Annotated in this window: 22 protein-coding genes and 2 pseudogenes; 13 read left to right on the top strand and 11 right to left on the bottom strand. The window is 71.4% G+C overall.

All coding sequences use genetic code 11. The features are described 5' to 3' along the window. Positions 1–154: pseudogene (locus EOE48_RS30125) on the bottom strand (phosphoglycerate dehydrogenase); the annotation flags it as partial. A 255-nt stretch (positions 155–409) separates the two neighbouring features. On the opposite strand from EOE48_RS30125, the gene rarD reads away from it, so the two are divergent. The 5 genes from rarD to gyrB all read left to right on the top strand — a co-directional run bounded on the left by rarD (position 410) and on the right by gyrB (position 6,881). Continuing rightward, a complete protein-coding gene (gene rarD, locus EOE48_RS27175) occupies positions 410–1,303 on the top strand; it encodes an EamA family transporter RarD (protein ID WP_127734014.1) in 894 nt (297 codons plus the stop codon). A gap of 440 nt (positions 1,304–1,743) precedes the next feature. Continuing rightward, complete coding sequence (locus EOE48_RS27170) at positions 1,744–2,535, top strand: DeoR/GlpR family DNA-binding transcription regulator (protein WP_187371567.1); 792 nt, start codon at positions 1,744–1,746, stop codon at positions 2,533–2,535. 81 nt (positions 2,536–2,616) lie between these two features. Further along, positions 2,617–3,258 (top strand): MBL fold metallo-hydrolase, encoded by a 642-nt coding sequence (locus tag EOE48_RS27165; protein ID WP_127734012.1) that lies wholly within the window; start codon positions 2,617–2,619, stop codon positions 3,256–3,258. 11 nt (positions 3,259–3,269) lie between these two features. Then, positions 3,270–4,232 (top strand): aldo/keto reductase, encoded by a 963-nt coding sequence (locus EOE48_RS27160; RefSeq protein WP_127734011.1) that lies wholly within the window; start codon positions 3,270–3,272, stop codon positions 4,230–4,232. A gap of 213 nt (positions 4,233–4,445) precedes the next feature. Next, positions 4,446–6,881 carry a DNA topoisomerase (ATP-hydrolyzing) subunit B gene (gene gyrB / locus EOE48_RS27155; protein ID WP_127734010.1) on the top strand — a complete coding sequence of 812 codons (2,436 nt, stop codon included), beginning with the start codon at positions 4,446–4,448 and terminating at the stop codon, positions 6,879–6,881. A 71-nt stretch (positions 6,882–6,952) separates the two neighbouring features. On the opposite strand, the gene EOE48_RS27150 is transcribed toward gyrB, so the two are convergent. Further along, a complete protein-coding gene (locus EOE48_RS27150) occupies positions 6,953–8,110 on the bottom strand; it encodes a L,D-transpeptidase family protein (protein WP_127734009.1) in 1,158 nt (385 codons plus the stop codon). Positions 8,111–8,316: 206 nt separating this feature from the next. On the opposite strand from EOE48_RS27150, the gene EOE48_RS27145 reads away from it, so the two are divergent. From EOE48_RS27145 to EOE48_RS27135, 3 genes are all read left to right on the top strand, one after another. Next, positions 8,317–8,595: a hypothetical protein gene (locus EOE48_RS27145; protein WP_127734008.1), complete on the top strand. Its 279-nt coding sequence runs from the start codon at positions 8,317–8,319 to the stop codon at positions 8,593–8,595. Between the two features lie 67 nt (positions 8,596–8,662). Continuing rightward, positions 8,663–9,217 carry a spermidine N1-acetyltransferase gene (gene speG / locus EOE48_RS27140; protein ID WP_127734007.1) on the top strand — a complete coding sequence of 185 codons (555 nt, stop codon included), beginning with the start codon at positions 8,663–8,665 and terminating at the stop codon, positions 9,215–9,217. A gap of 44 nt (positions 9,218–9,261) precedes the next feature. Next, positions 9,262–9,504 (top strand): hypothetical protein, encoded by a 243-nt coding sequence (locus tag EOE48_RS27135; protein WP_127734006.1) that lies wholly within the window; start codon positions 9,262–9,264, stop codon positions 9,502–9,504. Positions 9,505–9,557: 53 nt separating this feature from the next. Here EOE48_RS27135 and EOE48_RS27130 read toward each other — a convergent pair whose 3' ends face one another. The 5 genes from EOE48_RS27130 to EOE48_RS27110 form a co-directional block, all read right to left on the bottom strand. Continuing rightward, positions 9,558–12,722 (bottom strand): efflux RND transporter permease subunit, encoded by a 3,165-nt coding sequence (locus tag EOE48_RS27130; protein WP_127734005.1) that lies wholly within the window; start codon positions 12,720–12,722, stop codon positions 9,558–9,560. 12 nt (positions 12,723–12,734) lie between these two features. Beyond that, positions 12,735–13,955 (bottom strand): efflux RND transporter periplasmic adaptor subunit, encoded by a 1,221-nt coding sequence (locus tag EOE48_RS27125; RefSeq protein WP_127734004.1) that lies wholly within the window; start codon positions 13,953–13,955, stop codon positions 12,735–12,737. Positions 13,956–14,203: 248 nt separating this feature from the next. Then, on the bottom strand, positions 14,204–14,578 hold the full coding sequence (locus EOE48_RS27120) for a hypothetical protein (RefSeq protein ID WP_127734003.1): 375 nt from the start codon (positions 14,576–14,578) through the stop codon (positions 14,204–14,206). Positions 14,579–14,668: 90 nt separating this feature from the next. Continuing rightward, on the bottom strand, positions 14,669–15,502 hold the full coding sequence (locus EOE48_RS27115; RefSeq protein WP_127734002.1) for a beta-keto acid cleavage family enzyme: 834 nt from the start codon (positions 15,500–15,502) through the stop codon (positions 14,669–14,671). After that, positions 15,499–16,470 carry a 3-hydroxyacyl-CoA dehydrogenase NAD-binding domain-containing protein gene (locus EOE48_RS27110; protein WP_127734001.1) on the bottom strand — a complete coding sequence of 324 codons (972 nt, stop codon included), beginning with the start codon at positions 16,468–16,470 and terminating at the stop codon, positions 15,499–15,501. Before EOE48_RS27110 ends, EOE48_RS27115 begins: the two co-directional genes overlap by 4 nt. Before the next feature lie 154 nt (positions 16,471–16,624). Between EOE48_RS27110 and EOE48_RS27105 the strand changes: the two genes are divergently transcribed. From EOE48_RS27105 to EOE48_RS27090, 4 genes are all read left to right on the top strand, one after another. Continuing rightward, the gene (locus tag EOE48_RS27105; RefSeq protein WP_127734000.1) at positions 16,625–17,599 is read left to right on the top strand and encodes an ABC transporter substrate-binding protein; all 975 of its coding nucleotides are present in this window, start codon (positions 16,625–16,627) and stop codon (positions 17,597–17,599) included. Between the two features lie 25 nt (positions 17,600–17,624). After that, a complete protein-coding gene (locus EOE48_RS27100; RefSeq protein ID WP_127733999.1) occupies positions 17,625–18,440 on the top strand; it encodes an ABC transporter permease in 816 nt (271 codons plus the stop codon). Between the two features lie 3 nt (positions 18,441–18,443). Beyond that, the gene (locus EOE48_RS27095) at positions 18,444–19,298 is read left to right on the top strand and encodes an ABC transporter ATP-binding protein (protein ID WP_127733998.1); all 855 of its coding nucleotides are present in this window, start codon (positions 18,444–18,446) and stop codon (positions 19,296–19,298) included. A gap of 408 nt (positions 19,299–19,706) precedes the next feature. Continuing rightward, complete coding sequence (locus EOE48_RS27090) at positions 19,707–21,110, top strand: MATE family efflux transporter (protein WP_127733997.1); 1,404 nt, start codon at positions 19,707–19,709, stop codon at positions 21,108–21,110. Here EOE48_RS27090 and EOE48_RS27085 read toward each other — a convergent pair. Together EOE48_RS27085 and guaA are read right to left on the bottom strand one after the other, a co-directional pair. Continuing rightward, positions 21,085–22,128: a glycosyltransferase family protein gene (locus tag EOE48_RS27085; RefSeq protein WP_187371566.1), complete on the bottom strand. Its 1,044-nt coding sequence runs from the start codon at positions 22,126–22,128 to the stop codon at positions 21,085–21,087. The genes EOE48_RS27090 and EOE48_RS27085 overlap by 26 nt on opposite strands. A 602-nt stretch (positions 22,129–22,730) precedes the next feature. Further along, positions 22,731–24,287, bottom strand: coding sequence for a glutamine-hydrolyzing GMP synthase (guaA, locus tag EOE48_RS27075; RefSeq protein WP_127733994.1), 1,557 nt, complete (start codon positions 24,285–24,287; stop codon positions 22,731–22,733). 234 nt (positions 24,288–24,521) lie between these two features. Here guaA and EOE48_RS27070 point away from each other — a divergent pair, with 234 nt between their 5' ends. Continuing rightward, positions 24,522–24,764 (top strand): hypothetical protein, encoded by a 243-nt coding sequence (locus tag EOE48_RS27070; RefSeq protein ID WP_127733993.1) that lies wholly within the window; start codon positions 24,522–24,524, stop codon positions 24,762–24,764. 35 nt (positions 24,765–24,799) lie between these two features. On the opposite strand, the gene EOE48_RS27065 is transcribed toward EOE48_RS27070, so the two are convergent. Together EOE48_RS27065 and EOE48_RS27060 are read right to left on the bottom strand one after the other, a co-directional pair. Then, positions 24,800–25,798 carry an alpha/beta hydrolase gene (locus EOE48_RS27065; protein ID WP_127733992.1) on the bottom strand — a complete coding sequence of 333 codons (999 nt, stop codon included), beginning with the start codon at positions 25,796–25,798 and terminating at the stop codon, positions 24,800–24,802. Between the two features lie 69 nt (positions 25,799–25,867). After that, positions 25,868–26,387: pseudogene (locus EOE48_RS27060) on the bottom strand (MFS transporter); the annotation flags it as partial.

The raw sequence follows: 26,387 nt of genomic DNA, 5'->3' as shown, positions 1-26,387 counted from the left end.
CGTCGTGCAGGGCGGCGGGGTCGAGGGCCTTGGGCAGGCGGGTGACGTTGGTGTAGCCGGCGGCGGTGAACAGCGACGCCGCGCTGTCGTTGATGCCTTCCAGCAGAAGCACCCGGATCTTGTCCTTCGGCAGGGAGAAGAGGGTCTGCGTCACGGCTGCGCTCTCTGATTCGTCGGGGCGGACGTTCGTTAAAACGCCCTCGTCGTCGGCGGCGTTCTTTTAACGGAACGTCAGCGGCGAAGCCAGACCGCTCCACGGCGGTCATGCGCGGCGCGGATGGCGGTCCCGTGCCGCGCGCGGTAACCCCGGCCTGCGTCCTGGGGCACAAGCGGCGGGGCGCCTGCGGGCGCAGGGACGCGAACGCGCCGCGACGAGACCGGCCTGCGGGCGTCCGCGGGAGGATCTCCGGTGGGTGTGATCTACGCGCTCGGCGCCTACCTGAGCTGGGGCCTCGTGGTCCCGGTGCATTTCCGCCTGCTCGACGGCCTGCCGCCCTGGACCATCCTGGCCCACCGCATCGCGTGGTCGAGCCTGTTCGTCGTGCTGCTGCTCGCCGTCCTGCATCGCCGGCGCGGCCCGGTGCGGCTGTCGCGCCGGCACGGGCTGCTGGCGCTCTCGGCGGCGATCATCGCGGCGAACTGGTCGCTCTACCTGTGGGCGGTGCAGAACGGGCGGATGCTGGAGGCGAGCCTCGGCTACTTCATCAACCCGCTGGTCAGCGTCGCCCTCGGCGCGGCCTTCCTGGGCGAGCGCCTGCGGCCCCGCCAGGCGGCGGCGGTCGCGCTCGCGACGGCCGCGGTCGTCGGCGTCGTCATCGCCGCCGGCACCCTGCCGTGGATCGCGCTCACCCTCGCGGTGACCTTCGCGGTCTACGCCCTGATCCGCAAGCTGGTGCCGGTCGACCCGATCCTCGGCTTCGGCGTCGAGACCATCGTGCTGCTCCCCGCCGCCCTGGCCTACCTCACCCTCGCGGATGCCGGCACCGGGAATGCCGGCCCGCGCGACTGGGGCCTCCTGGCGCTGACCGGGCTCAGCACCTCGGTGCCGCTGATCTGGTTCGCCAGCGCCGCCTCCCGGCTGAAGCTCTCGACGCTCGGCCTGATGCAGTACCTCGCCCCGAGCTGCCTGCTGCTGCTCAGCGTCCTGGTCTACGGCGAGACCCTGACCCCGGTGCGGCTGGCGCTGTTCGGGCTGATCTGGATCGCGCTGGCGCTCTACGCCTGGGACGCTCTGCGCGCCGCCCGGCCGGCGCCGCAGCCCGCGCTGGTGCCGCGGCCCGAGGGCTGCCCCGAGGCGCGGTGATCGCTCCCTGGTTGATGACTTGGCGTCAGAGTCGGTTCTGAGTATCCGTTCATCATATTGACCGCGCGGGGCACCCCTTTCCCGGACGACTGGAGCGTCAGCGGAAGGAGATCCGGGATCCAGACGTCAGATGTGCCGCGAAGCGGCTCAGTCTGTCAGCACTGTCGCTGCGCATTGACGCTTTGCGACTTATTGTGCTGGATCCCGGATCTCCTTCCACTTCGTTTCAGTCGTCCGGGAAAGGGGCGGGTGTTCTTTGGATCAAGGGTCAAACAAACTTTCGGGCGCCGGCAGTCACGTCCGTGACTTTAACTCCAGGGCGGACATTCGGCCTCTCGAACCCGCTCCCATCCGAAAGACCGCTTGATCGCCGCGCCGGGCCGATTGCGCCGCCGGGCCCGGGCGCCGACAATGCGCCCGGGAACGGATCGAGCGACGTGATCGAGCAGATTTCGCAGCGCCAGCAGGACATCCTCGCCCTCGCGCGGGCGCAGGGACGGGTGAGCGTCGAGGATCTCGCCGCCCGGTTCGAGGTGACGCCGCAGACGATCCGCAAGGACCTCAACGAGCTGTGCGAGGGCCGGCTGCTGTCGCGCATCCACGGCGGCGCCATCGTCACCTCGGGGGTGCGCAACGTCTCCTACGAGGCCCGCCGCCTCGTCGCCGAGACCGAGAAGCGGGCGATCGGCATCGCCGCCGCCGGCCTGATCCCCAACCGCGCCTCGCTGTTCATCAACATCGGCACCACCACCGAGGAGGTCGCCCGGGCGCTCGGCAACCATGAGGACCTGCTCGTCATCACCAACAACCTCAACGTCGCGACGCTGCTCTACCGCCACCCGTCGATGAACCTCATCGTCGCCGGCGGCCCGGTGCGCCGCGCCGACGGGGCGGTGATCGGCTCGTCGGCGGTCGACTTCATCAAGCAGTTCAAGGTCGACTTCGCGGTGATCGGCGCCTCGGCGATCGACGAGGACGGCACCCTGCTCGATTTCGACTACCGGGAGGTCGAGGTGGCGCGGGCGATCATCGAGAACGCCCGCCGGGTCGTGCTCGTCGCCGACAAGCTCAAGCTGGAGCGCGCGGCGCCGATCCGGGTCGGCCATCTCGGCGAACTCGACGACTTCGTCACCGACGCGCTGCCCTCCGAGCCGCTGCGCAGCCTGTGCGCGGCCCACGGCGTCAACCTCGTGGAGGTCGGCCCGGCGGCCGAGGCCGGGGAGCCCGGCTGATTCGCACGAGATCCGGATGCTATGGGCACGGGCGGTGGCGCGCGCTACAACCGGCGCCGACGCCACCAACCCGGATCTCCCATGCCGAGCACGCCCCGCGCCGCCATCGTTCCGGTGACGCCGTTCCAGCAGAACTGCACCCTGCTGTGGTGCGACGCCACCCGGCGCGGCGCCGTGGTCGATCCCGGCGGCGACCTCGACCGGATCGAGGCGGCGATCCGGCAGGCCGGGATCACGGTGGAGAAGATCCTGCTCACCCACGGCCATATCGACCATGCCGGCGGGGCGGCCGAGCTGAAGCGCCGCCTCGGCGTGCCGGTCGAGGGGCCGCACCCCGCCGACCGGCCACTCCTCGACAGGCTGCCGGAGACCGGCGCCGCCTACGGCATCGACGGAGCCGAGGTCGTCACCCCCGACCGCTGGCTGAACGAGGGCGACACCGTCACGGTCGGCGAACTGACCTTCGACGTGCTGCACTGCCCCGGCCACTCGCCCGGCAGCGTCGTGCTGGTGAGCCGCGACGCCCGCTTCGCCCAGATGGGCGACGTGCTGTTCCGCGGCTCGATCGGCCGCACCGACCTGCCCGGCGGCGACCACGCGGCGCTGATCGACGCGATCAAGACCAAGCTGCTGCCGCTCGGCGACGACGTGGCGTTCATCCCGGGCCACGGGCCGACCAGCACGCTCGGCCAGGAGCGCCTGACCAACCCGTTCCTGCAATAGGGAGTTTCTCGATGGACCTGCGTCCGCTCGGCCGTTCCGGCCTGTCGGTCCCGCCGCTCTGCTTCGGCGGCAACGTGCTCGGCTGGACCGCCGACGAGGCGACCTCGTTTTCGATCCTCGACCGCCTCGCCGAGGCCGGCCTCGGCTTCATCGACACCGCCGACGCCTATTCGCGCTGGGTGCCGGGCCATCAGGGCGGCGAATCCGAGACCGTGCTCGGGAACTGGATCGCGGCGCGGGGCAACCGCGACCGCGTGGTGCTGGCCACCAAGGTCGGCTGGGACATGGGCGAGGGCCGCAAGGGGCTCAAGGCCGCCTACATCGCCCGGTCGGTCGAGGACTCGCTGCGCCGGCTGCGCACCGACCGGATCGACCTGTACCAGTCGCATGTCGACGACCCCGATACGCCGTTCGAGGAGACCCTGCGCGCCTACGACGACCTGATCCGCGCCGGCAAGGTGCGGGCGATCGGCGCCTCGAACATCTCCGCCGCCCGGCTGCGCGAGGCGCTCGACGTCTCGGCCCGCGCCGGCCTGCCGCGCTACGAGTGCCTGCAACCGGAATACAACCTCGCCAACCGCGCCGGCTACGAGGCGGAGCTGGAGCCGCTGTGCCGGAGCGAGGGAATCGGCGTCATCCCGTACTTCTCCCTCGCAGCCGGCTTCCTGACCGGTAAGTACCGCGACGCCGGCTCCGCCGCCGGCCGCGCGCGGGAGAACCGGGTCACGCCCTACCTCACCCCGAAGGGCTTCGCGCTGCTCGACGCCCTCGACGCGGTGGCCGCCGACCACGGCGCCAAACCGGCCCACGTCGCCCTGGCCTGGCTCATCGCCCGGCCGGGCCTGACCGCGCCGATCGCCAGCGCGACCTCGGTGGCGCAGGCCGAGGACCTGATCGCCGGCGCGCGCCTGCGCCTCGATCCGGCGGCGGTGGCCCGCCTCGACGAGGCCAGCCGCGGCGGCGTGCAGGGCTGACGGGAGCCTGCGTCCGGCGGGTCTTCGCGGATCCTTAACGAGATCTGACGATGATGCCCGCCGGGGCGGCGAAAAGTCCGTCCGGGCGGCCGTTTCGCCGCCCGAAAACGATGCAATTTCAAGGCGGAATGCTTATCTCCGTCTTCTGACCAGAGACACGCGCAGGCGCGCCCGGACCGGCCGGTCCGCGCGCCCGCCTCCCCGGGAATTACCATGGCCGAACCCGCCCGCGACCTCAGCAACGACACCTACGGCGCCGACTCGATCAAGGTCCTCAAGGGCCTCGACGCGGTGCGCAAGCGGCCGGGCATGTATATCGGCGACACCGACGACGGGTCGGGCCTGCACCACATGGTCTACGAGGTGGTCGACAACGCCATCGACGAAGCCCTGGCCGGCCACGCCACCCTCGTCACCGTCACCCTCAACGCCGACGGTTCCTGCACCGTCTCCGACAATGGCCGCGGCATCCCGACCGACATCCACACCGAGGAAGGCGTGTCGGCGGCCGAGGTCATCATGACCCAGCTCCATGCCGGGGGGAAGTTCGACCAGAACTCCTACAAGGTCTCGGGCGGCCTGCACGGCGTCGGCGTCTCGGTGGTCAACGCGCTCTCGACGTGGCTGCGCCTGCGGATCTGGCGCGGCGGCCAGGAGCACGCGATGGAATTCAACCACGGCGACGCGGTGGCGCCGCTCGCGGTGGTCGGCCCGGCCGGCGACCGGCGCGGCACCGAGGTGACGTTCCTGCCCTCGCCCGCCACCTTCACGATGGTCGAGTTCGACTACGGCACCCTGGAGAAGCGCCTGCGCGAGCTCGCCTTCCTCAATTCTGGCGTGCGCATCGTCCTGACCGACGCGCGCCACGCCGAGCACAAGCGCGACGAGCTCGTCTACGAGGGCGGCGTCGAGGCGTTCGTGCGCTACCTCGACCGGGCCAAGGAGGCGCAGATCGAGGCGCCGATCGTGCTGCGCCAGGAGCGCGACGGCATCGGCGTCGAGGTCGCCTTGTGGTGGAACGACACGTTCCACGAGAACGTGCTGTGCTTCACCAACAACATCCCGCAGCGCGACGGCGGCACCCATCTGGCGGGCTTCCGCGCCGCGCTCACCCGCCAGATCACCGGCTACGCCGAGTCGAGCGGCGTGACCAAGAAGGAGAAGGTCGCGCTCACCGGCGAGGATTGCCGCGAGGGCCTGACCGCGGTGGTCTCCGTGAAGGTGCCCGACCCGAAATTCTCGTCGCAGACCAAGGACAAGCTCGTCTCGTCGGAGGTGCGCCCGGCGGTCGAGGGCGTGATGAACGCGACGCTCGGCACCTGGCTCGAGGAGCATCCGAGCGAGGCCCGCACCATCGCCGCCAAGGTGGCGCTGGCGGCGGCCGCCCGCGAGGCGGCGCGCAAGGCCCGCGACCTCACCACCCGCAAGGGCGCCCTCGACATCGCCTCGCTGCCCGGCAAGCTCGCCGATTGCCAGGAGCGCGACCCATCCAAGTGCGAGATCCTGCTGGTCGAGGGCGATTCGGCCGGCGGCTCGGCCAAGCAGGGCCGCGATCGCACCTTCCAGGCGGTGCTGCCCCTGCGCGGCAAGATCCTCAACGTCGAGCGCGCTCGCCTCGACAAGATGCTGTCGAGCCAGGAGATCGGCACGCTCATCACCGCGCTCGGCACCGGGATCGGCCGCGACGGCTCGCACGCTTTCAACCCGGACAAGCTGCGCTACCACCGCATCATCATCATGACCGACGCGGACGTCGACGGCTCGCACATCCGCACGCTGCTGCTGACGTTCTTCTTCCGCCAGATGCCGGAACTGATTGAGCGCGGGCACCTCTACATCGCCCAGCCGCCGCTCTACAAGGCGCAGAAGGGCAAGACCGCGATCTACCTCAAGGACGACCGGGCGCTGGAGGACTACCTCATCGGCGGCGGCATCGAGGGCGCGACGCTGCGGCTGGCCAGCGGCACCGAGTTCGGCGGCGCCCAGCTCAAGGCGCTGGTCGAGGAGGCGCGCTCGGTCCGCGGCATCCTGCACGGGCTGCATTCGCGCTACGACCGGGTCGTGGTCGAGCAGGCGGCGATCGCCGGGGCGCTCCGCCCGGCGGTGGCCGAGAACGCCGCCGAGGCCGAGGTGATCGCCGACCAGATCGCCCGGCGCCTCAACGGCATCGCCGACGAGATCGAGCAGGGCTGGGAAGGCGAGGCCCGCGACGGCGGCTACGTCCTGTCGCGCACCCTGCGCGGGGTGAAGCAGGTCGCGGTGCTCGACGAGGCGCTCATCAACTCGCAGGAGGCCCGCCGCCTCGACGAGCGCGCCGAGGCGTTGCGGGAGATCTACGACGCCCCCGCGACGATGATCCGCCGCGGCGAGGAGATGGTGCTGCACGGCCCCGTGGCGCTGTTCGACGCCATGATGGCTCTCGGCCGCAAGGGGCTCCAGCTCCAGCGCTACAAGGGGCTCGGCGAGATGACCGCCCAGCAGCTCTGGGAGACCACCCTCGACCGCGAGATCCGCTCGTTGCTCCAGGTGAAGATCAAGGACACCACCGACGCCGACGACCTGTTCGTCAAGCTGATGGGCGACGTGGTCGAGCCGCGCCGGGAGTTCATCCAGGAGAACGCGCTGAACGTGGCCAACCTCGACGTGTGAGACGATTTTCGGAAGCTTGCTTCCGAAAATCGTACGAGCCGGGTTCCGGACGATTCTTCAGTGAAATCGTGTCAGCGGCCCTCGAAACCCGAGGTCACCAGTTGCGCCGTCTGCACCGGCACGAACCGCATCGGGCTCGCGGCCGCGAAGAGCGGTTTCGCGGGCATCGCGGAGCCGGCGAGGGTGAGCCGGGTCGGGCCCTCGGCCAGGGGCGTCCGGGCGAACAGCGACGGTTCGGTCTCGATCACCGGCAGGGGCACCGGGCGCGGCGTCTCGGCGACGAGGACCGGGCGGCGGCGGGCCGGGATCTGCACCACCTCGAGGCCCGCGAAGGCGAGGGCCTCGGGGCGGCTGACCTCGCCGAGGACCGCGCCCTTGCGCAGCAGCGCCGCGAAGGTCGCGTGCTGGCCGCCGTCGGAATAGGTCGTGCGCACCGCCTCGATGCCCTGGCCGACTAGGGCGGCGGTGCGGGCGCTCTCCTCGCCGAGGCGGGCGGCGGCCTGCGCCTCGATCTCGGGATCGGCGTAGGGCGCGAAGGCGTAGCGGCCGCCGGTCACCGTCACGGCCGGCTCCTGCCCGGTCGCCTCGAAGCGGTCGGACCCCTCCTTGAGCTGGCGCCAGAAGGCGAGGTTCGGGTCGGTGCGATGGCGGGCGAGGTTCTGCGCCGTCATCCGGAACGGGTAGGACTGGAACTGGAACGCGGCCTGACCGCCCGCGAAGGCGTCGCGGGCCAGCGCGTAGATCTCGCCGACCTGCCGGTCGGTCATCGCGAAGCAGCCGGCCGACGAGCAGGTGCCGTGGACCATCACCGCCGAGCCGGTGCCGCCATGCGCCCGGTCGTAGGCGTTGGGATAGCCGACGTCGAACGACAGGAAGTAGCGCGAGTTCGGGTTCATCAGCCGCGCCGCGACCGGATAGAACCCCTCCGGCGTCTGCCGGTCGCCGGTCTTCGTCTTGGGACCGAGCTGGCCCGACCAGCGGCAGATCGGGAAGGTCTTGAGCAGGACGTAGCGCCCGCCGGCCGCGCGCTTCCACACCTCGATCTCGGATTCCTTCTTGAACGCCCGCATCAGGATCGGCGCCGAGGCGGCGAGGCCGAGTTCGCCCATCCGGGCGAGCGTCGGCGCGGGGACCGGCGTCAGATGCTTGGGCAGGGCCGAGGCGGGCAGGGGCCGCAGCAGGGCCGCGAGGCAGGCCGCGCCGAGCATCGCATGCGTGCGAAACACCATTCTGGCCCCGGGGGTCGGTCCGCCCGCGACGCGCGGGAGGAGCGGCCACTGCCACCGCATTGTGGCGGATGTTGCGGCGGCGCGGACGTCGCTCGCATTCGAGCGATCGGCTTAAGCGCCGGTTGTCGCGCCTCGGCGATCCTGCCCGGGAGACGCAGCGACCGAGAGGGGACCGCCATGCTCCGAACCCGACCCGCGAGGACGCCGTGACCCGCCAGGGGCCGTCCCGGCTGCACCTCGTCGGGGAGGCCGACCCGGTCGACGCGCTGCCGGGGGAGGCCGGGCGCCAGCGCCTGCGGGCGTTGCGCGGCCAGTTGCGCAACCAGCTCGTCGGGTTGCGGCAGGCGGTGCCGGCCGTCGGCGACGCCGACCGGGCGGCGTTTCCCGAGGCCGCGGACGCGCTCGACGCGCTGCGGACGGACGTCGAGCGCCTCGCCGAGGCGTGGGACCGGCTGGCGACGCTGCTGAGCGAGGAGGACGGCTAACCGGGTGATTTCGCCGCGCCCGGATCGGGCATAAGGTCGGCCGCTGAACCGCGGAGCGGGAACCGGAATGCCATCCAATATCAAGCTGCGGCCGTTGGAGCGGGAGGATCTGCTCTTCGTCCACCAGCTCAACAACAACGACAGCATCATGCGCTACTGGTTCGAGGAGGCCTACGAGTCCTTCGCCGAGCTGGCGCAGCTCTACGAGCGCAACATCCACAACCAGACCGAGCGGCGCTTCATCGTCGCCTCGCCGAGCGACGAGCGGGTCGGCCTGGTCGAGCTGGTCGAGATCAACCACCTCCACCGGAGCTGCGAGTTCCAGATCGCGATCCACCCCGCGCATCAGGGTCGCGGCTACGCCAACAGGGCGACCCGGATCGCGATCGACTACGCGTTCAGCGTGCTCAACATCCACAAGCTGTACCTGCACGTCGACAAGGACAACCGGCGCGCGGTCGGGATCTACGAGAGCTGCGGCTTCCAGACCGAGGGCATCCTGCGCGACGAGTTCTTCGTCAACGGCAAGTACCGCGACGCGGTCCGGATGTGCCTCTTTCAGCCGGAATACCTCGCCCGGCGCGGGGGCGGCGACGTGGCCGAGCCGGTGCTGAAGACCTGACGCGCCTGTCATGCTAGGGGCCGCCCGGCACGGAGCGACCCGATTTGCGCGAGACCTTCCACATCGACATCCTCGGCCCCGACGAGACCGGCCCCGGCGGGGTGATGCAGCGCATCTCGGTGCGCGCCACCGCCGAGACGGCGCGGGAGCGGGCGCTGCGCGCCTTCCGCCGCGCCCGGGTTCCGCAGCGCACCGGGCCGCCGGCCGAGGCGGTGCGGGTGGTGGACGGCGCCGGCACCGAGGTGTTCCGCTGGAGCGTCTGGGACGAGGGGGCGGGCGGCCGCTGACGCGCGCCGGGGCCGAAACGTAGAGCGGGCCCCGCAGGGCCCGCTCCTCTCGCTCAGTGACCGTGCGCCGGCTCCGGCACCCGGACCGGGGCGGGTGCCGGCGGCAGCCCGTCCTCCTCCCGCACCCGACGGCGCTGGAACAGCCGCATCACCACCACGAAGAACACCGGCACCAGGATCACCGCGAGCACCGTCGCGGAGATCATGCCGCCCATCACGCCGGTGCCGATCGCCTGCTGGCTCTTCGAGGCGGCGCCGGTCGCGATGGCGAGCGGCACCACGCCGAAGATGAAGGCGAGCGAGGTCATCACGATCGGCCGGAACCGCAGGCGCGACGCCTCGACCGTGGCGTCGACGAGGCGCGTTCCGGGTCGCCACAGGTCCTTGGCGAACTCGATGATGAGGATCGCGTTCTTCGCCGACAGGCCGATGATCGTGATGAGGCCGATCTTGAAGTAGACGTCGTTCGGCATGCCCCGCAGCATCACGGCGACGACCGAGCCGATCACGCCGAGCGGGATCACCAGCATCACCGAGAACGGAATCGACCAGCTCTCGTAGAGCGCGGCGAGGCACAGGAACACCACCACGATCGAGAGGGCGAACAGCAGGGTCGCCTGCGAGCCGGCCTCCTTCTCCTGCAGCGACTGGCCGGTCCAGGCGTAGCCGAAGCCCTTCGGCAGCTGGGTCATCAGCCGCTCCATCTCGGCGAGGGTGTCGCCGGTGGTGTAGCCGGCCGCCGGCTCGCCGGTGATGCGCACCGACTGGTAGCCGTTGAAGCCGATGATCTGGGCCGGGCCGACGCTCCACTTCAGGTCGGCGAAGGACGACATCGGCACCATCGTGCCCTGGGCGTTCTTCACGCCGTAGTTCAGCAGGTCGGCGGCGTTGAGGCGCTGGAGCTGCTCGGACTGGACGATCACCCGCTGCATCTTGCCCCGGTTGGGGAAGTCGTTGGTGTAGACCGAGCCGAGATTGACCTGGATCGTGTCGTTGATGTCCTCGAAGCTGACGCCGAGCGCCGCGGCCTTCTCGCGGTCGATGACGAGTTCCGCCTGCGGCGCGGGCGGCAGGCCCTCGACGTAGACGTTCTTGAGGATCGGGCTCTTGCGGGCGAGGGACAGCAACTGGTCCTGCGCCGCCATCAGGGCGGAATAGCCCTTCTGCGCCCGGTCCTGGAGGCGGAAGCTGAAGCCCGAGGCGTTGCCGAGGTTGTCGATCGGCGGCGGTTCGAGCGCCTGGATCGTCGCGTCCTTGTAGCCGCCCAGCGCCTTGTTGGTGCCGGCCACCAGGGCGGCGGCGGACTGGTCCGCTCCGCGCTCCGACCACGGCTTCAGGGTGACGAAGGCCTGCGAGGTCATCTGGCCCTGGCCCGAGAACGAGAACCCGTTGACGATCGTCACCGTGGCGACGCCGGGCTGGGCCACCAGATGCTTCTCGGTCGCCTTCACCGCCGCGAGGGTGCGGTTGAACGACGAGCCGGGCGGCGTCTGGATGTCGACGGTGAAGAAGCCCTGGTCCTCCACCGGCAGGAAGCCCTCGGGAAGGCGCACGAAGGCCCAGGCCACGCCGGCGACGAGGATGAGGTAGATCGCCATCATCCGGCCGGCCTTGGCGATCGACCACTGCACCCCGCGGGCGTAGCGGGCGGTCTCCCGGTCGACGATGCGGTTGAACCAGCCGAAGAAGCCACCCCTGGCGTGGCCGTGGCCCTTCTCGATCGGCTTCAGCAGGGTCGCGCACAGGGCCGGGGTCAGCGACAGCGCCAGGAAGGCCGAGAAGGCGATCGAGGTCACCATCGCGATCGAGAACTGGCGGTAGATGATGCCGACCGAGCCGGGGAAGAACGCCATCGGGATGAACACCGCGATCAGCACCAGCGTGATGCCGATGATCGCCCCGGTGATCTGGGTCATCGCCTTGCGGGTGGCCTCCTTCGGCGGCAGGCCCTCCTCGTTCATGATCCGCTCGACGTTCTCGACGACGACGATCGCGTCGTCGACCAGGATGCCGATCGCCAGCACCATGCCGAACATCGTGAGCACGTTGATCGAGAAGCCCGACAGCAGCATCACCGTGCAGGTGCCGAACAGCGCGATCGGCACCACGATCGTCGGGATCAGGGTGTAGCGGATGTTCTGCAGGAACAGGAACATCACGATGAAGACGAGCACCACCGCCTCGATCAGGGTCATCATGACCTTGTGGATCGAGGCGTCCACCGCCGGGGTGATGTCGTAGGGAATGTCCCACTTCACGGTGGACGGGAAGAACTGCGACAGCTCCTCCATCTTGGCGCGGATCGCCTTGGCGGTCTCGATGGCGTTGCCGTCGGGGGCGAGCGTCACCGAGATGCCCGCCGCCTCGCCGCCGTTGAGGCGGGTGGTGAACTTGTAGTCCTCGCCGCCGAGCTCGATCCGGGCGACGTCGCGCAGGCGCACGTTGGAGCCGTCGGGATTGGCCCGCAGCACGATGGCGCCGAACTCCTCCGGCGCCCGCATCTGGCCCTTGACCACGATCGGGAAGTTGACCGCGTGGGTCGTCGGGCTCGGCTGCGCGCCGACCGCGCCCGAGGCGATCTGGACGTTCTGGTTCTGGATCGCCTTCGTCACGTCGGAGGCGTTGAGCGACAGGCCGCGCAGCTTGTCGGGGTCGGTCCACACCCGCAGCGAGCGCTCGGTCGAGTACAGCGTGGCGCGGCCGACGCCGGGGATGCGCCGGATCTCGTTGATGACGTTGCGGATCAGGAAGTCGCCGAGGGCGACCTCGTCCATCGAGCCGTCGGTGGAGACCAGCGTTATGATGTTGAGGGTCGCGGCCGAGGCCTCCTCGACCAGGATGCCCTGCTGGCGCACTTCCGCCGGCAGGCGCGCCTCGACGCGCTTGATGCGGTTCTGCACCTCGACCGAGGCGTAGCCGGGATCGGTGCCGGGCTGGAAGGTCGCGGTGATCTCGACGACGCCGAACGAGTCGCTCGCCGATTCGAAGCTCAGGATGTTGGCCGCGCCGTTGAGCTCGTCCTCGATGAGGCGCGTCGTGCCGGTATAGAGGTCCTCGACCGAGGCGCCCGGATAGGCGGTGGACAGGGCGATCGAGGGTGGGGCGATGATCGGGTACTGCGCGATGGGCAGCATCGGGATCGTCAGCGCGCCGCCGAGGCAGATGAACAGCGCGACGACCCAGGCGAAGACCGGACGGTCGATGAAGAAACTGGCCACGGGGTCGCCTCCTCACTGAGCCTTGGAGACGGCGGCCGGCGCCGGCTCGGGCGCGGCGGGCGTCCCGGCTCCGGTCGCGCCGGGAGTCACCGCGGCGGTCTGGAACGGCATCGGGGCGACGCGGGTGCCGGCGACGATCTTCTGGAAGCCTTCCGTCACCACCCGGTCGCCGGGCTTGAGGCCCTCGCGGATCACCCACAGGCCGTCGACCACCGGGCCGACCTCGACCGGCTGGAGCATGACCTTGTCGCCCTCGCCGACGATCCAGACCTCGGCCCGGCCGTCGGTGGAGCGGTGGACCGCCTGCTGCGGCACCGCGATAGCGTCGGAATCGATGCCCTGGTTGATGCGGGCGCGGACGTACATGCCCGGGAACAGCTCGTTGGACGGGTTGGGCAGCACGGCGCGCAGGGTCACCTGCCCGGTGCTCGGGTCGGCGGTGACGTCGGAGAACAGCAGCCGGCCCGGCTCGGGATAGAGCGAGCCGTCGTCCATCACGACGCGCACGCTGGCGGTGTCGGGGGCGATGCTGGCGAGCTCGCCGCTGGCGAGGTCGCGGCGCAGCTTGTTCAGCTCGCCGACCGACTGGGTGATGTCGACGTAGATCGGATCGAGCTGCTGGATCGTCGCGAGGTTGCTGGCGCCGCCCTGCTCGACCAGCGCGCCCTCGGTGACGAGGGCGCGGCCGATGCGGCCGGAGATCGGCGCCCGCACGTCGGTGTAGCCGAGATTGAGCCGGGCGCGGTCGCGGTTCGCCTTCGCGCCGGCGACCTCGGCCTCAGCCTGCTTCTGGGCCGCGGAGGCGGCGTCGTACTGGGCTTGGCTCGCGGTCTGGCGCGACAGCAGCGTCTCGAGGCGCTCGGCCTGCTGGCGGGCGAGGACGAGCGCCGCCTCGGTGCGGGCGAGGGCGGCCTCGGCCGAGTCGAGCTCGACCTGGAACAGCATCGGGTCGATCTTGTAGAGGATGTCGCCTTCCTTGACCTGGCTGCCCTGCTGGAAGGTGCGCTTGACCACGAGGCCGGCGACGCGGGCGCGGACCTCGGCGATCCGCATCGGCGCGACGCGGCCCGGCAGCTCGCGCATGAACGGGATCGGCTGCTCCTTCACCGTGACGATGCTGACCTCCGGCGGCGGCGCCTCGACCGGCGCCGCCGTCTTCTGGGTCGGGTTGCAGGCCGCGAGGGTGAAGGCGAGGAGCAGCAGGGCTCCGGTGGCGACTCGACGATGCGTCACGGTCAGGTCTTGCTCCTGCGCGCCGCGGGCCGGATCGGCCGCGCACGGCGCATGATGAGGGAGGCATGATGAGGGAGGAATGTGTCACGCAGGCCGGCGGCAGCATAGCGGCCGGGCGACGCTGGGGCAGCCCCCGGCACCGTTGCGCCGACCGGCGGTCCGGCTGCGGCACGGCAGCATGACGAGCGTGCCGGCATCGCGGCGAGGTCCGGGCCGGAATACGGATCGGGCGCGGGGCGGCCGGCGCGTCAGGAGGCGGTCTTGGGTGGCCGTTCGTGCAGCGGGAGACCGGGTGCGCCGCTGCGGCCGAGGCGGCGCGGGGGGAGCAGGACCGCCGCGCGGCGGTCGGCCGAGGCCGCGGCCGGCATCAGGCCGGCCCCGGCGATGCCCTCGGCCTCGTGGCGCGGGCCGTCGAATCCCCCGGGGGCGGCGACGACCTGGAGCGGCAGCTTGGCCGGGCGCGACGGATGCAGGCTGGCGAGGGTCGTGGGCGTTGCGGCGCGCAGCACGGGCTCGACCCGACCCTGCCCGGCCTGGGCGGCCGAGACGGCGAGCAGCAGGGCGGCGAACCCGAGAAGGGCCGCGACGCCGCGCCGGGCGAGAATGGTCCAGAATGCCGTCACGGTTGCCAGGATGGGAACGACGATGCTGCGCCGCAAGATGCTGCGACATTCTGTCGACCGGTCGCGGCGGAACCCGGCGCGCCCGACACCCTATCCCTCGCCCGCCATCAGCCGGCGCGCGGCCTCGGGCTCCGCGATCGCGAGGCCGAGGCCGCGCAGGAGGGCGGCGACCCCGGCGATCTGGCCGGCATTGTCGGTCGCGGGGCCGCCGTCCGGGCGCAGGAGGTTGTTCTCGAAGCCGATCCGGGCGTGCCCGCCCAGCGCGGCGGCCGTGACCATGCAGGCGGCCTCGCGCCGGCCGAAGGCGCAGAGCGACCACGGCAGGTCGAGGTGGTGGCCCGAGTTCCAGGCCGTGAGGAACGGCAGCAGGTCGGCCGGGTCGGATTGCTGCCCCGCCGTGTAGCGCCCGAGGACGAACAGCACGCTCGCGCGCTCCAGCGGGATCAGCCCGCGGGCGACGAGGCCCTGGAAGCGGGCGACGTCGCCGGCATCGTACAGGATGTGCTGAACCAGGGCTCCGGCCTTCGCCTGTCCGGCCAGGAAGGCGGCGGCGGGCGCCTCGTCCTCCGGCGCGGCGAAGAGTTCGCGCACCGCGACCGAGAACGCCTCGGGCCGCAGCGCCTCCATGGCGGCGATCTGCTCGGCCGGGGCGTAGAGGCCGACCGCCTCGGTGGTGACCTGGCAGATCATCGCCGCCCCGGCCTCGCGCCGGACCGCCGCGACAGCGGCGCGGTAGCGCTCGACGTCGAGGCTGTGGCGCTCCTCGGCGTCGCGGACGTGCAGGTGGATCATCGCGGCCCCGGCCTCGCGGCAGCGCGCGGCCTCGCGGCCGATCTCGTCGGGCGTGATCGGCAGGGCAGGGTGGTCGGCCTTGGTCCGGCGGGCGCCGTTGGGCGCGACGGCGAGGATGACGGGGGCGGTCATGCGGGGTCTCCGGCGCCCGGCGCGGGCGGCGTCGGCGCGGCGTCCGCCGCGACCTCGGTGCGGGATGTGAGGACCGCGATCAGGCCCCGGTCGCGGCGGGCCTCCAGCTCGGCGATCGGGCGGCCGGCCGCCTCCTCGGCGATCCCCGCGACGATCGCCGCCTGGACCTCGGGCGTGAGGGACGGCGTCCCGAGGGAGGCCCAGCGGCGCTCCTGGCTCGGCCCGAGATGGGCGAGGTAGTGGGCGATGCCGCCCTCGCCGCCGCCGAGATGGTAGGTCATGTGCGGGCCCATCAGCGCCCAGCGCAGGCCGGGACCGTTGCACAGCGCCGCGTCGATGTCGGCGACGCTCGCCACCCCCTCGGCGACGAGGTGGACCGCCTCGCGGTAGAGCGCCGAGGCGAGGCGGTTGGCGATGTGGCCCGGCATCTCCCGGCGCAGCACCACCGGCCGCCGGCCGAGCCCGGCATAGAAGGCGCTTGCCCGCGCGGCGGCCTCCGGCGTGCCGGCGACGATCTCGACCAGCGGCACGAGGTGGGGCGGGTTGAACGGGTGGGCGACGAGCACCCGCTCCGGCGTCGCGCAGTCGGCGACGATGCGGCTGCGCACCAGCGCCGAGGTGCTGCTGGCGACCAGCACGTCCGGGGGCAGCGCCCGGTCGATCTCGGCGAGCAGGCAGCGCTTGAAGCCCTCGTCCTCGGGGGCGTTCTCCTGCACGAACCCGGCGCCGTCGAGGGCGTCGGCCATCGCGGGCACGAAATCCAGGCGGCCTCGTCCGGTCAGGCCGAAGCCGGCGAGCTGGTCGAGCGCGCCGGCGACGAAGGTCCGCAGCCGCTCCTCGGCGTCGGGGGCCGGGTCGGTCGCCGCGACGTCGAGGCCGTGGGCCACGAACAGGGCGGCCCAGCTCGCCCCCACGGTGCCGCAGCCGACCACGGCCACCCGGCTGATCCTCTCCTCGCCCCTGCTCACGATTCGCCGTCCCCCCTCATCCGCGCGTCTAAAGTCTTATCCCGAACGGCCGCACCGGTCGCGCTCCGGGACTAGACCTTTGGCCGACATGCGGCACAAGGTCGAGCCAGAACGCCGACGGGCGCAACGAGACGAAAGTCGACGGAGGACACCCATGCTCACGCGGATCGCGGCCGTGGCCGCCACGCTCGCCGCCCTGACGGCGCCCGCTCTCGCCCAGGATCTCGTCCGGCTCGGCAACCTCAAGTTCGCCCATTACGGCGCCATCTCCTACATGAAGGAGATCGCCCCGAAGTTCGGCCTCAAGATCGACGAGAAGGTCTTCGCCAAGGGCGCCGACATCTACCCGGCGATGGCGGTCGACCAGATCGACATCTCGGCCTCGGGCGCCGACGGCGCGGTGGCGGCCCGCGGCAACGGGGTCAAGATCGTCGTGGTGGCCGGCTTCGCCAATGGCGGCGCGCGCATCCTCGGCCGGCCCGACCTCGGCGCCAAGTCGCTCGCCGACGTGAAGGGCAAGAAGGTCGCCACGGTGCGCGGCGGCACCCAGGACCTGCTGCTGCTCGCCGAACTCGACAAGCACGGCCTGACCTGGTCGGACCGGCCCGGCAAGGACGTGCAACTGATCTACTTCAACAACTACGCCGACCTGAACCAGGCGCTGGCGCAGAAATACGTCGACGTGATCTGCCAAAGCGAGCCGCAATCGACCCAGGCGATCAGCTCGGGCTGGGGGTACGAGATCGTCAAGCCCTACGACACGCCGGCCGGCATTCCCTATCGCCCGCTGGTGATGACCGAGAAGATGTACACCGAGAAGCCGGACGTCGCCGCCCGGGTGCTGAAGCTGTTCGTCGAGGCGACCCGCACCTTCATCGAGAAGCCGGAGATCGCCGAGAAGTACGTGCGCGAGCAGGTGTTCAAGGGCCAGCTCTCAGCCCAGGACTACAAGGACGCGATGGACAACGCGAACTTCACCTACGACATGCCGCCCGGCCATATGCAGATCACCGCGGACCTGATGCACAAGTTCGGCCTCGGCAAGATGGTCAACCCGCCCAAGAGCGACGCCGAGTGGGTCAAGCTCGACCTGCTGGAGAAGGCCAAGGCCGGAATGAAGACGAACTGAACCGCCCCTCGATCCGGAGTTGACCATGGCGGCTCGTCTCTCCACGTTGCGCGGCGCCCTCCTGCCGATCGGCCTGCTGATCGTGTGGGAACTCGCCAGCCGCGCCGGCCTGTTCTCGGCGGTGGTCCTGCCGCCGCCGAGCGCCGTCGCGGTGCGCTGGTTCAACAGCCTCGTCCCGGCTCTGCCCTACGACCCGGCGAGCCAGAGCTACCTGTCCTGGATGCTGTCGGGCGAGCTGCCGCACGACGCGGTGGCGAGCCTCGGCCGGGTTCTCGCCGGCTTCGCCATCGGCGCCGGTCTGGCGCTGCCGGTCGGGCTGCTGATGGGCACGAGCGACCGGCTCTACGCCCTCACCAACCCGCTGCTGCAGATCCTGCGGCCGATCCCGCCGATCGCCTACATCCCGCTGGCGATCGTGTGGTTCGGCCTCGGCAACCCGCCGGCCCTGTTCCTGATCGCGCTCGGCACCTTCTTCCCCGTGCTGGTCAACACCATCGCGGGGGTGCGGCAGGTCGATTCGATCTACATCCGCGCGGCGCGCAACCTCGGTGCCAACCCGTGGACGCTGTTCCGGCGGGTGATCCTGCCGGCGGCGAGTCCGTTCGTGCTCGCCGGCATGCGGATCGGCATCGGCACCGCCTTCATCGTGGTCATCGTCGCCGAGATGATCGCGGTCTCGGACGGGCTCGGCTACCGCATCCTCGAGGCGCGGGAATACATGTGGTCGGACAAGATCATCGGCGGGATGCTGACCATCGGCGTGCTCGGCCTGCTGATCGACTCGGCGATGTCGCGCCTGAACGACCACCTTCTGCGCTGGCACCGCGGCCTGGAGCGCTGACCCATGACGTCGACCCTCGCTCCCGCCCGGCCCGCCCCGGCCGCGCCCGCCGCCCGCCCGTCCTCGGACGCCGAGATCACGGTCACCAGCGCCCGCAAGGTGTTCGGGTCCGGCGACAAGGCCGTGGTGGCGCTGGAGGATGTGACCGCGACGATTCCGGCCGGCCAGTTCGTCTGCCTGCTCGGGCCGTCCGGCTGCGGCAAGTCCACCCTGCTCAACGCCATCGCGGGATTCTCGCCGCTCTCGGAGGGGCAGATCCGCATCGGCACGCGCCCGGTGACGGAGCCCGGCCCCGACCGCGGCATGGTGTTCCAGGAATACGCGCTGTTCCCCTGGATGACGGTGGAACAGAACATCCGCTTCGGCCTCGACATCAAGGGCGTCAGGCGGGCCGAGGCCGAGGCGACGGTCGCGCGCATCGCCGCGACCCTCGGCCTGTCGGATTTCCGCGCGCGCTTCCCGAAGGATCTCTCGGGCGGCATGCGCCAGCGCGTCGCCATCGCGCGCATCCTCGCCCTCGATCCGCCGGTGATGCTGATGGACGAACCGTTCGGGGCGCTCGACGCCCTGACCCGGCGCACCCTCCAGGACGAGCTGCTGCGGATCTGGGCCGAGTACCGCAAGACGATTGTGTTCGTCACGCACTCGATCGAGGAGGCGATCTACCTCGCCGACCGCATCCTGGTGATGACCTACCGGCCCGGCCGCCTCAAGCGCGACATCACCGTCTCGCTGCCCCGCCCGCGCGATTCGGCCTCGGCCGAGTTCAACGCCCTCAAGCGCGAACTCGGCGGCCTCGTGATGGAGGAGCAGCAGCGCTACACGAAGGCCGAGATGTCGGGGACCGCGGTGGATTGAACTGCCGGCGGGGCGGTGAGCGGGCCGTCCGAGGAAAGATAGGGCGCCTCTCCCCTCTCCCGAGTGGGAGAGGGGCCGGGGGATCGAAGATCCCGCACGGGCCTGCGGCCCGCGTGAGGGTGGCTCGGGTTCAGAATAGAGAACCATGCGTTGAGCTGCGCAGCTCAACCTTGAGTGCCTTATCCTTTGGCCGAGCCACCCTGCGCGATCTCCGATCGCCCCTACCCCTCTCCCACTCGGGAGAGGGGACCCCGCGCTTGATTCTATAGGAAAATTTATCCTGGCTGGCCTCGCGAGAACCGGGACGGCGCCCGAACCCGCGACATGGTTCTGACGCGCTGCCGGTCTACAAGCGCGCCCTCCGCCGCATCGTGACCGCGGCCGTTCGCGAATCAGAGAGTTCATCCCATGCCGGCACTCGACCTCGCGGGACACCCCGCGCGGGACAGGGCCCCGTTGCACCGTCTCTGGCTCCGGGAACTGCGCGCCACCCTGGCGCTGTCCGGACCGCTCGTCCTCATCAACCTCGCCCAGCACGGCCTGATCCTGGCCGACACGGTGATGCTCGGCCGCCTCGGCGCCGGACCGCTCGCCGCGGCGACGCTGGCGCACGGGCTCTACTTCATCCTGTTCATCGCCGGCCTCGGCCTGACCGGCACGGTGGCGCCGCTGATCGCCGAGGCGCGCGGGCGCGACGGCGGCGAGACCGACGCCGTGCGCCGCACCCTGCGCGCCGGGATCTGGGCCGCGACCCTCGTGTCGGTGCCGATGATGGCGCTGCTCTGGTTCTCCGGCCCGCTCCTCGCGGCGATCGGCGAGCCGCCGGCGCTCGCCGAGGCGGCGGGCGCGTACATGCGCGTCCTGCAATGGGCGATGTGGCCGGCGCTGCTGTTCATGGCCCTGCGCGGCGCCCTGGCGGCGCTGGAACGGCCGGGCTGGGCGCTCGTCGCGAGCCTCGCGGCGTTGCCGCTCAACATCGCGCTCGGCCTGTGGCTCGCCTTCCCGGCGGGGCGCGGCCTCGGCATGGCCGGGATCGGCCTCGCGACCGTGGTCTCGGCGGCGTTCAGCCTCGCGCTGCTCGCGACCGTGGTGCTGGGCGACCGCCGCCTGCACCGCTACCGGCTTCTGCACGGGGTCTGGCGCTTCGATCCGGCGCTCTTGCGGCGGGTCTTCCGCCTCGGCCTGCCGATCGCCGCCACCGGGCTGGCCGAGGCCGGCCTGTTCGAGGCGGCGGCGCTCGGCATGGGGCTGTTCGGTGCGAGCCAGCTCGCCGCCCACGCGGTGGCGATCCAGATCGCGGCGTTCTGCTTCATGGTGCCGAACGGCGTCGCCCAGGCCGCCACCGTGCGGGTCGGGCTGGCCTTCGGGCGGCGCAGCGCCGCCGGCGTGCGCCGGGCGGGACTGGTGGCGCTCGGGCTCGCCTTCGCGTTCATGACGCTGTGCGCCCTGACCCAGTTCGCGATCCCGGCCGCCCTGACCGGCCTGTTCCTCGATCTCGGCGAGGCGGCCAACGCCGCGGTGCTGCCGGTGGCGGTGGCCTTCATCGGCTTCGCCGCGCTGTTCGCCGTCGCCGACGGGGTGCAGTCGGTGGCGCTTGGCATGCTGCGCGGACTGCAGGACACCCGGGTGCCGATGTGGATCGCGATCGGCGGCTACTGGGGCCTCGGCGTGCCGCTCGGCGCCGGCCTCGCCTGGGGGGCGGGGTACGAGGGCTACGGCATCTGGACCGGGTTCTGCGCCGGGCTGTTCGTGGTGGCGACCCTGCTCGTCCTGCGCTGGCGCCGGCTCACCGCCGGGGCGATGCCGGGCTGAGGGCCTGCAGCCCCGGCTGCAGGTGGGACATGAGCCGGCGGGCCTGGGCGTCCCAGCGCTGCCGGCGGCCCGCATCGTCCCGCAACGCCCGGGCGAGGGAGGCATAGCGGTCCGGTTCCGAGACGGCGCAAGCGCAGGCGGCGGCGATGGCCTCCGGCGTGTTCTCGGTGACGATCGCCGCCCGGCCGAACAGCCGCTTCAGCACCTCGGTGTCGCTGATGACGAGCGGCTTGCCGAACGCGATCGCCTCCGTGGCGGCGCTGAGCTGGATGCCGTCGAAGCGGGTGATGGCCAGGATCGCGGTCGCCCGCGCCAGCAGGGCGTCGTAGTCGCGGATCGGAAGGAAGGGCGGGAACGAGAGATTGGACGGGCCGGCGCTGGCCAGTTCGTCCGACGGCCGCAGGCCCCGTCCGCTCGTCACGACGAAATCGAAATCCGGGCACAGCCGCGCCACCTCGGCGACGATCTCCAGCGGCTCGTCCTTGGCGAGCGAGGCCGGCATGACGATCAGCGGGCGGCCGCCGCCGGACTGCGCCGTCGCCGTCCGCACCGGCGGCGGCAGGTCGTTCAGCACGACCACCGGCGGCGACAGGATCCCCTGCGCCTTCACCGTCTCGAGGAGCGTGTCGTTGTGGACGACGACCGCGTCGGAGCGGTTGAGCAGGTAGGTCGCGCCCGGCAGCAGGCGCCAGCGGCGCTTGCTGAGGGCCGCGTTGTGCAGATCGGCGACGATCTTGAACCGGCGCGAGGTGAACAGGCGGGCCAGGACGAGGACGTGGGCGATCAGGCCGGGCGGCGACTGGTACCAGACGATGTCCGGATCGGCCTGGACGACGATCCGGAACGTCAGGATGCTCGACAGCACGTACCGGAGGATCGTCCGGATCCGGCTGCCATGGTAGCGCTCGAGGTAGATGTAGTGCAGGTCGAAGTTGAGAGCGTCCTTCATGGCTTCGGGGCGTCTCTGGTAGCGCGCCCAGGCGATGTAGAGCTGACGCGGTTCGGGCGCGATCGACATGCCTGGTATCCTCCCTCGCCGTTCCGCGGACGGCCGGCCTCCTGATCGTTTGTTGTGGTCGGACATGCGTCGGTCGAAACGGCGGACCTTCGTCCCAGCCGAAGCAGCCATGCCGGACGGTTCAACGTACCGGCCATGACGGAACGATGCAAATCAGCCGAAATTGCCCGATGATTGCGAAAAATCGCCACCGGACTGATCGACAGGGCGCGGAGGGAGCCCGAAGGAGCGAGTGAGAGACAGATCGATTGACGGAGCGTCAAATATAGCAGTCGACACCCCGGCTGCGACCTGCCGCGGCGGTGGGTATCCTCCGCATTGAGGAGGGCGATGGTGTCCCGATGACGGCAGCGGAGCGCGCCGCGAGCCGTGCCATGCAGGTACCGAGACACGCTGGCGCGACAGGATCGGCTTACGATGAGGCGGGAACCGGGGCGACCGGAGGCGGCCCCGGGATCATGCGATTGTCGGCTGATCGCTCGGCGATCCCTGCGGGATCGTGGAGATTGCGGCGCAATCGCGCTGCGACGCGGACATCGGCTTCGCTCTACGCCGCGCGGGGCGGTGATCCGGATCTCGGAACGAATCGTCCGAAAACCGTATCACTCCCACTCGATCGTGCCCGGCGGCTTCGAGGTGATGTCGTACGTCACCCGGTTGATGCCCTTGACCTCGTTGATGATCCGGGTCGCGACCCGGCCCAGGAACGCCATGTCGAAGGGGTAGAAGTCGGCGGTCATGCCGTCGACCGAGGTGACGGCGCGCAGCGCGCAGACGTGGTCGTAGGTGCGCCCGTCGCCCATCACCCCGACGGTCTTCACCGGCAGGATCACCGCGAAGGCCTGCCAGATCGTGTCGTAGAGCCCGGCCTTGCGGATCTCCTCGAGGTAGATCGCGTCGGCCTTGCGCAGGGCCTCGAGCTTCTCGGCGGTGATCTCGCCGGGGCAGCGGATCGCGAGGCCCGGGCCCGGGAAGGGATGGCGGCCGACGAAGGCGTCGGGCAAGCCGAGTTCGCGGCCGAGCACCCGGACCTCGTCCTTGAACAGCTCGCGCAGGGGCTCGACGAGCTTCATGTTCATGCGCGCCGGCAGGCCGCCGACGTTGTGATGGCTCTTGATCGTCACCGACGGACCGCCGGTGAACGACACGCTCTCGATCACGTCGGGATAGAGCGTGCCCTGAGCCAGGAAGGCCGCGCCGCCGATCTTTTTGGCCTCGGCCTCGAACACGTCGATGAACAGGCGGCCGATGGTCTTGCGCTTGACCTCCGGGTCGGTGACGCCGGCGAGCTCGCCGAGGAACAGGTCCTGGGCCTCAACGTGGACGAGGGGGATGTTGTAGTGGTCGCGGAACAGCCGCACCACCTCCTCGGCCTCGCCCATCCGCAACAGGCCGTGATCGACGAACACGCAGGTGAGCTGCTCGCCGATCGCCTCGTGGATCAGCACCGCGGCCACCGCCGAATCGACCCCGCCGGAGAGGCCGCACAGGACCTTCTCGGAGCCGACCTGGGCGCGGATGCGCTCGATTGCCTCGTCGCGGAAGGCACGCATCGACCAGTCGCCGGTGCAGCCGGCGATGTCGCGCACGAAGTTGCGGATCAGCAGGGCGCCGTGCGGGGTGTGGGCCACCTCGGGGTGGAACTGGACCGCGTAGAACCGCCGGTCCTCGTCGGCGACGGCGGCGAACGGGGCGTTGGGCGAGATCGCGATGGTGGAGAAGCCGTCCGGCAGCTTGGTCACCCGGTCGCCGTGGCTCATCCAGACCGGGTAGCTCTCGCCGACGTGCCAGACGCCCCTGAACAGCGCCGAGTCGGCGATGATCTCGACCTCGGCCCGGCCGAACTCGGCGTGGTGGCCGCCCTCGACCTCGCCGCCGAGCTGCGCCGCCATGGTCTGCTCGCCGTAGCAGATGCCGAGCACCGGCACGCCGGCCTCGAACACCCCCTGCGGCGCCCGCGGCGAGGTCTCGATCGTCACCGATTCGGGGCCGCCCGACAGGATCACCGCCCGCGGCTTCATCGCCTGGAACGCCGCCTCGGCGGATTGGTAGGGCACGATCTCGGAATAGACCCCCTCCTCACGCACCCGGCGGGCGATGAGCTGGGTCACCTGGCTGCCGAAATCGATGATGAGGATCTTGTCGTGCTCGGTCGTCATGCCGCCAGGAGTTAGACGACGCCCTGCGGCGGTGCAATGGCCTTGTGGGGGCGCCGGCTCGGCCTACCCACGAGAATTGTCCTGGCCGCACAGGAGGTTGAGCGGGAACGTCGGCGATGTTCGACCCCGGCCGCGGAGAGGGTGCGCTCGCCGGGGGGCTCGCACCGGGTGTTAACTGCCCGTTCACGCAACCGGGGCGAGTGAGGGGGCCCGCCTCAAGACAGGAGCCTCCCCATGAGAGCCATCGTCCTCGGCCTTGCCACCGCGACCGTGCTGGCCGCCACCGGCCTGTCCGCCGCCCCCGCTCTGGCCCTGCCGGTGTCCGGCCCCGGCCTCGCGCCCGAGGCCGCGATCGCGCAGGCCCAGTACGTCACCCGGCGGGTGGTCCGCCGCGGCCCGCGCTGCACGACGGTGGTGACGCGCTCGCGCGGCCCGTTCGGGCGCGTGGTCGTGCGGCGCGAGCGTCGCTGCTACTGAATTCGGCCGACGGTGCGGCCCACGGGCCGCGCCGCCTATCCCCGCAAGAATCCCCGCCGCCGGGCCCAGGTCGCGAACAGGCCCGGCCACGCGGCGGCGGGGGAGCCGGGCACGCCGAGGTTGAAGCCGTGGCCGCCCTTCTCAAACAGGTGCATCTCGGTCGGCACGTCGACCGCGCGCAGGGCCGAGAACATCAGCAGGCAGTTGTCGACCACCGCGACCGGGTCGTCGGCCGCCTGGGTCAGGAAGGTCGGCGGCGTCGTGTCGCGCACGTGCGGCTCGACCGAGTAGGTCGCGGTCGCCACCGGGGTCGGGCGCTCGCCGACCAGTACCCGGCGGCTCGACGTGCGGTCGAACGGCGCCTTCAGGGTGATGACCGGGTAGATCAGCGCCGAGAGGTCCGGCCGGGCCGAGACCGCGTCGTCCTCGTCCACCGGCTCGTAGACGGTCTTGCCGAAGCAGGCCGAGGCCCAGCCCATCAGGTGGCCGCCGGCCGAGAAGCCCATGCCGCCGATCCGGGCCGGATCGAGGCCGTAGCGGCCGGCCCGCGCCCGCACCAGCCGCAGGGCGCGCTGGGCGTCCTGGAACGGGGCGTCGGCGGCCGCTCCCCAGCCCTCGCCGGGCAGGCGGTAGACCAGCACGAAGGCGGTGATGCCGAGCGAGGTCAGCCACTGCGCCACCGGCACGCCCTCGTGGCCGACATCGATGCGGCGGTAGCCGCCGCCGGCGGCGACCACCACCGCGGCGCCGTTCGGGCGCGCCGGCCTCAGGGCGATCAGGCAGGGCCGGGCGACCGCCGTCACCACCCCCTCGCGGCTCTGGTCGAACGGGTCCGACGGGTCGGGGCCGCCGCCGCCGGGCGGCAGGCCGGGCCAGAGCGGGATCACCTCCGCGCCGGCCGCCCCCGCCGGCAGGGGCACGGGGCCGGAGGGCGGTTCGCGGTGGGGGGCGTCCTGCGCCACGGCCTCCGTACCGGCACGGCCGACCGAGAGCGCGGCGAAGCCGGTCAGCAATCCCCTACGATCCAGCACCATGCCCGTTCATCCGCGATCCGCCCGGTCCGTTCCCCGTCCCCGTTGTCGATGATGCCGCCTTCGGGCCGCTTAAGGAACAGGCTGAACCGATCGTGACGCCGCCGCGCCCGGCCCGTCGCCCTCGCCGCGCCGCAGGGCCGCGACGTAGAAGCCGTCGGTGCCGGTCACGGCCGGGGTCATCTGCACGCCGGCCCGCATCCGGCGCAGATGCGGCGCGAGCGTATCCGGCACCGGCAGGTCGGCGCCCGCGAGGTCGTCCCGGCGCGCCAGCAGCCCGGCCACCGCCGCGTCGTTCTCCTCCGGCAGCAGCGAGCAGGTGACGTAGACGAGCCGCCCGCCCGGCCGGAGCAGGCGCGCGGCGCGGTCGAGCACCGCCGCCTGCTCGGCGACCCGGGTCGCGAGGCTGCCCGGCCGCAGGCGCCACTTGGCGTCGGGGTTGCGCCGCCAGGTGCCGGCCCCGGTGCAGGGGGCGTCGACCAGCACGAGGTCGGCCTGCCCGTCGAGGTCGGCGAGCACGTCGGCGCGGCCGCGGCCGCCGCGGGGCGTGCGCACCTCGGCGGCGGCACCCGCCCGGCGCCGGCGCTCGTGG

The sequence above is a fragment of the Methylobacterium oryzihabitans genome (assembly GCF_004004555.2).
In the GTDB taxonomy this organism is placed as follows: Bacteria; Pseudomonadota; Alphaproteobacteria; order Rhizobiales; family Beijerinckiaceae; genus Methylobacterium; species Methylobacterium oryzihabitans.
Note: the sequence above shows the minus strand (reverse complement) of the source record. Positions and strands in the feature narration are given on the sequence as shown.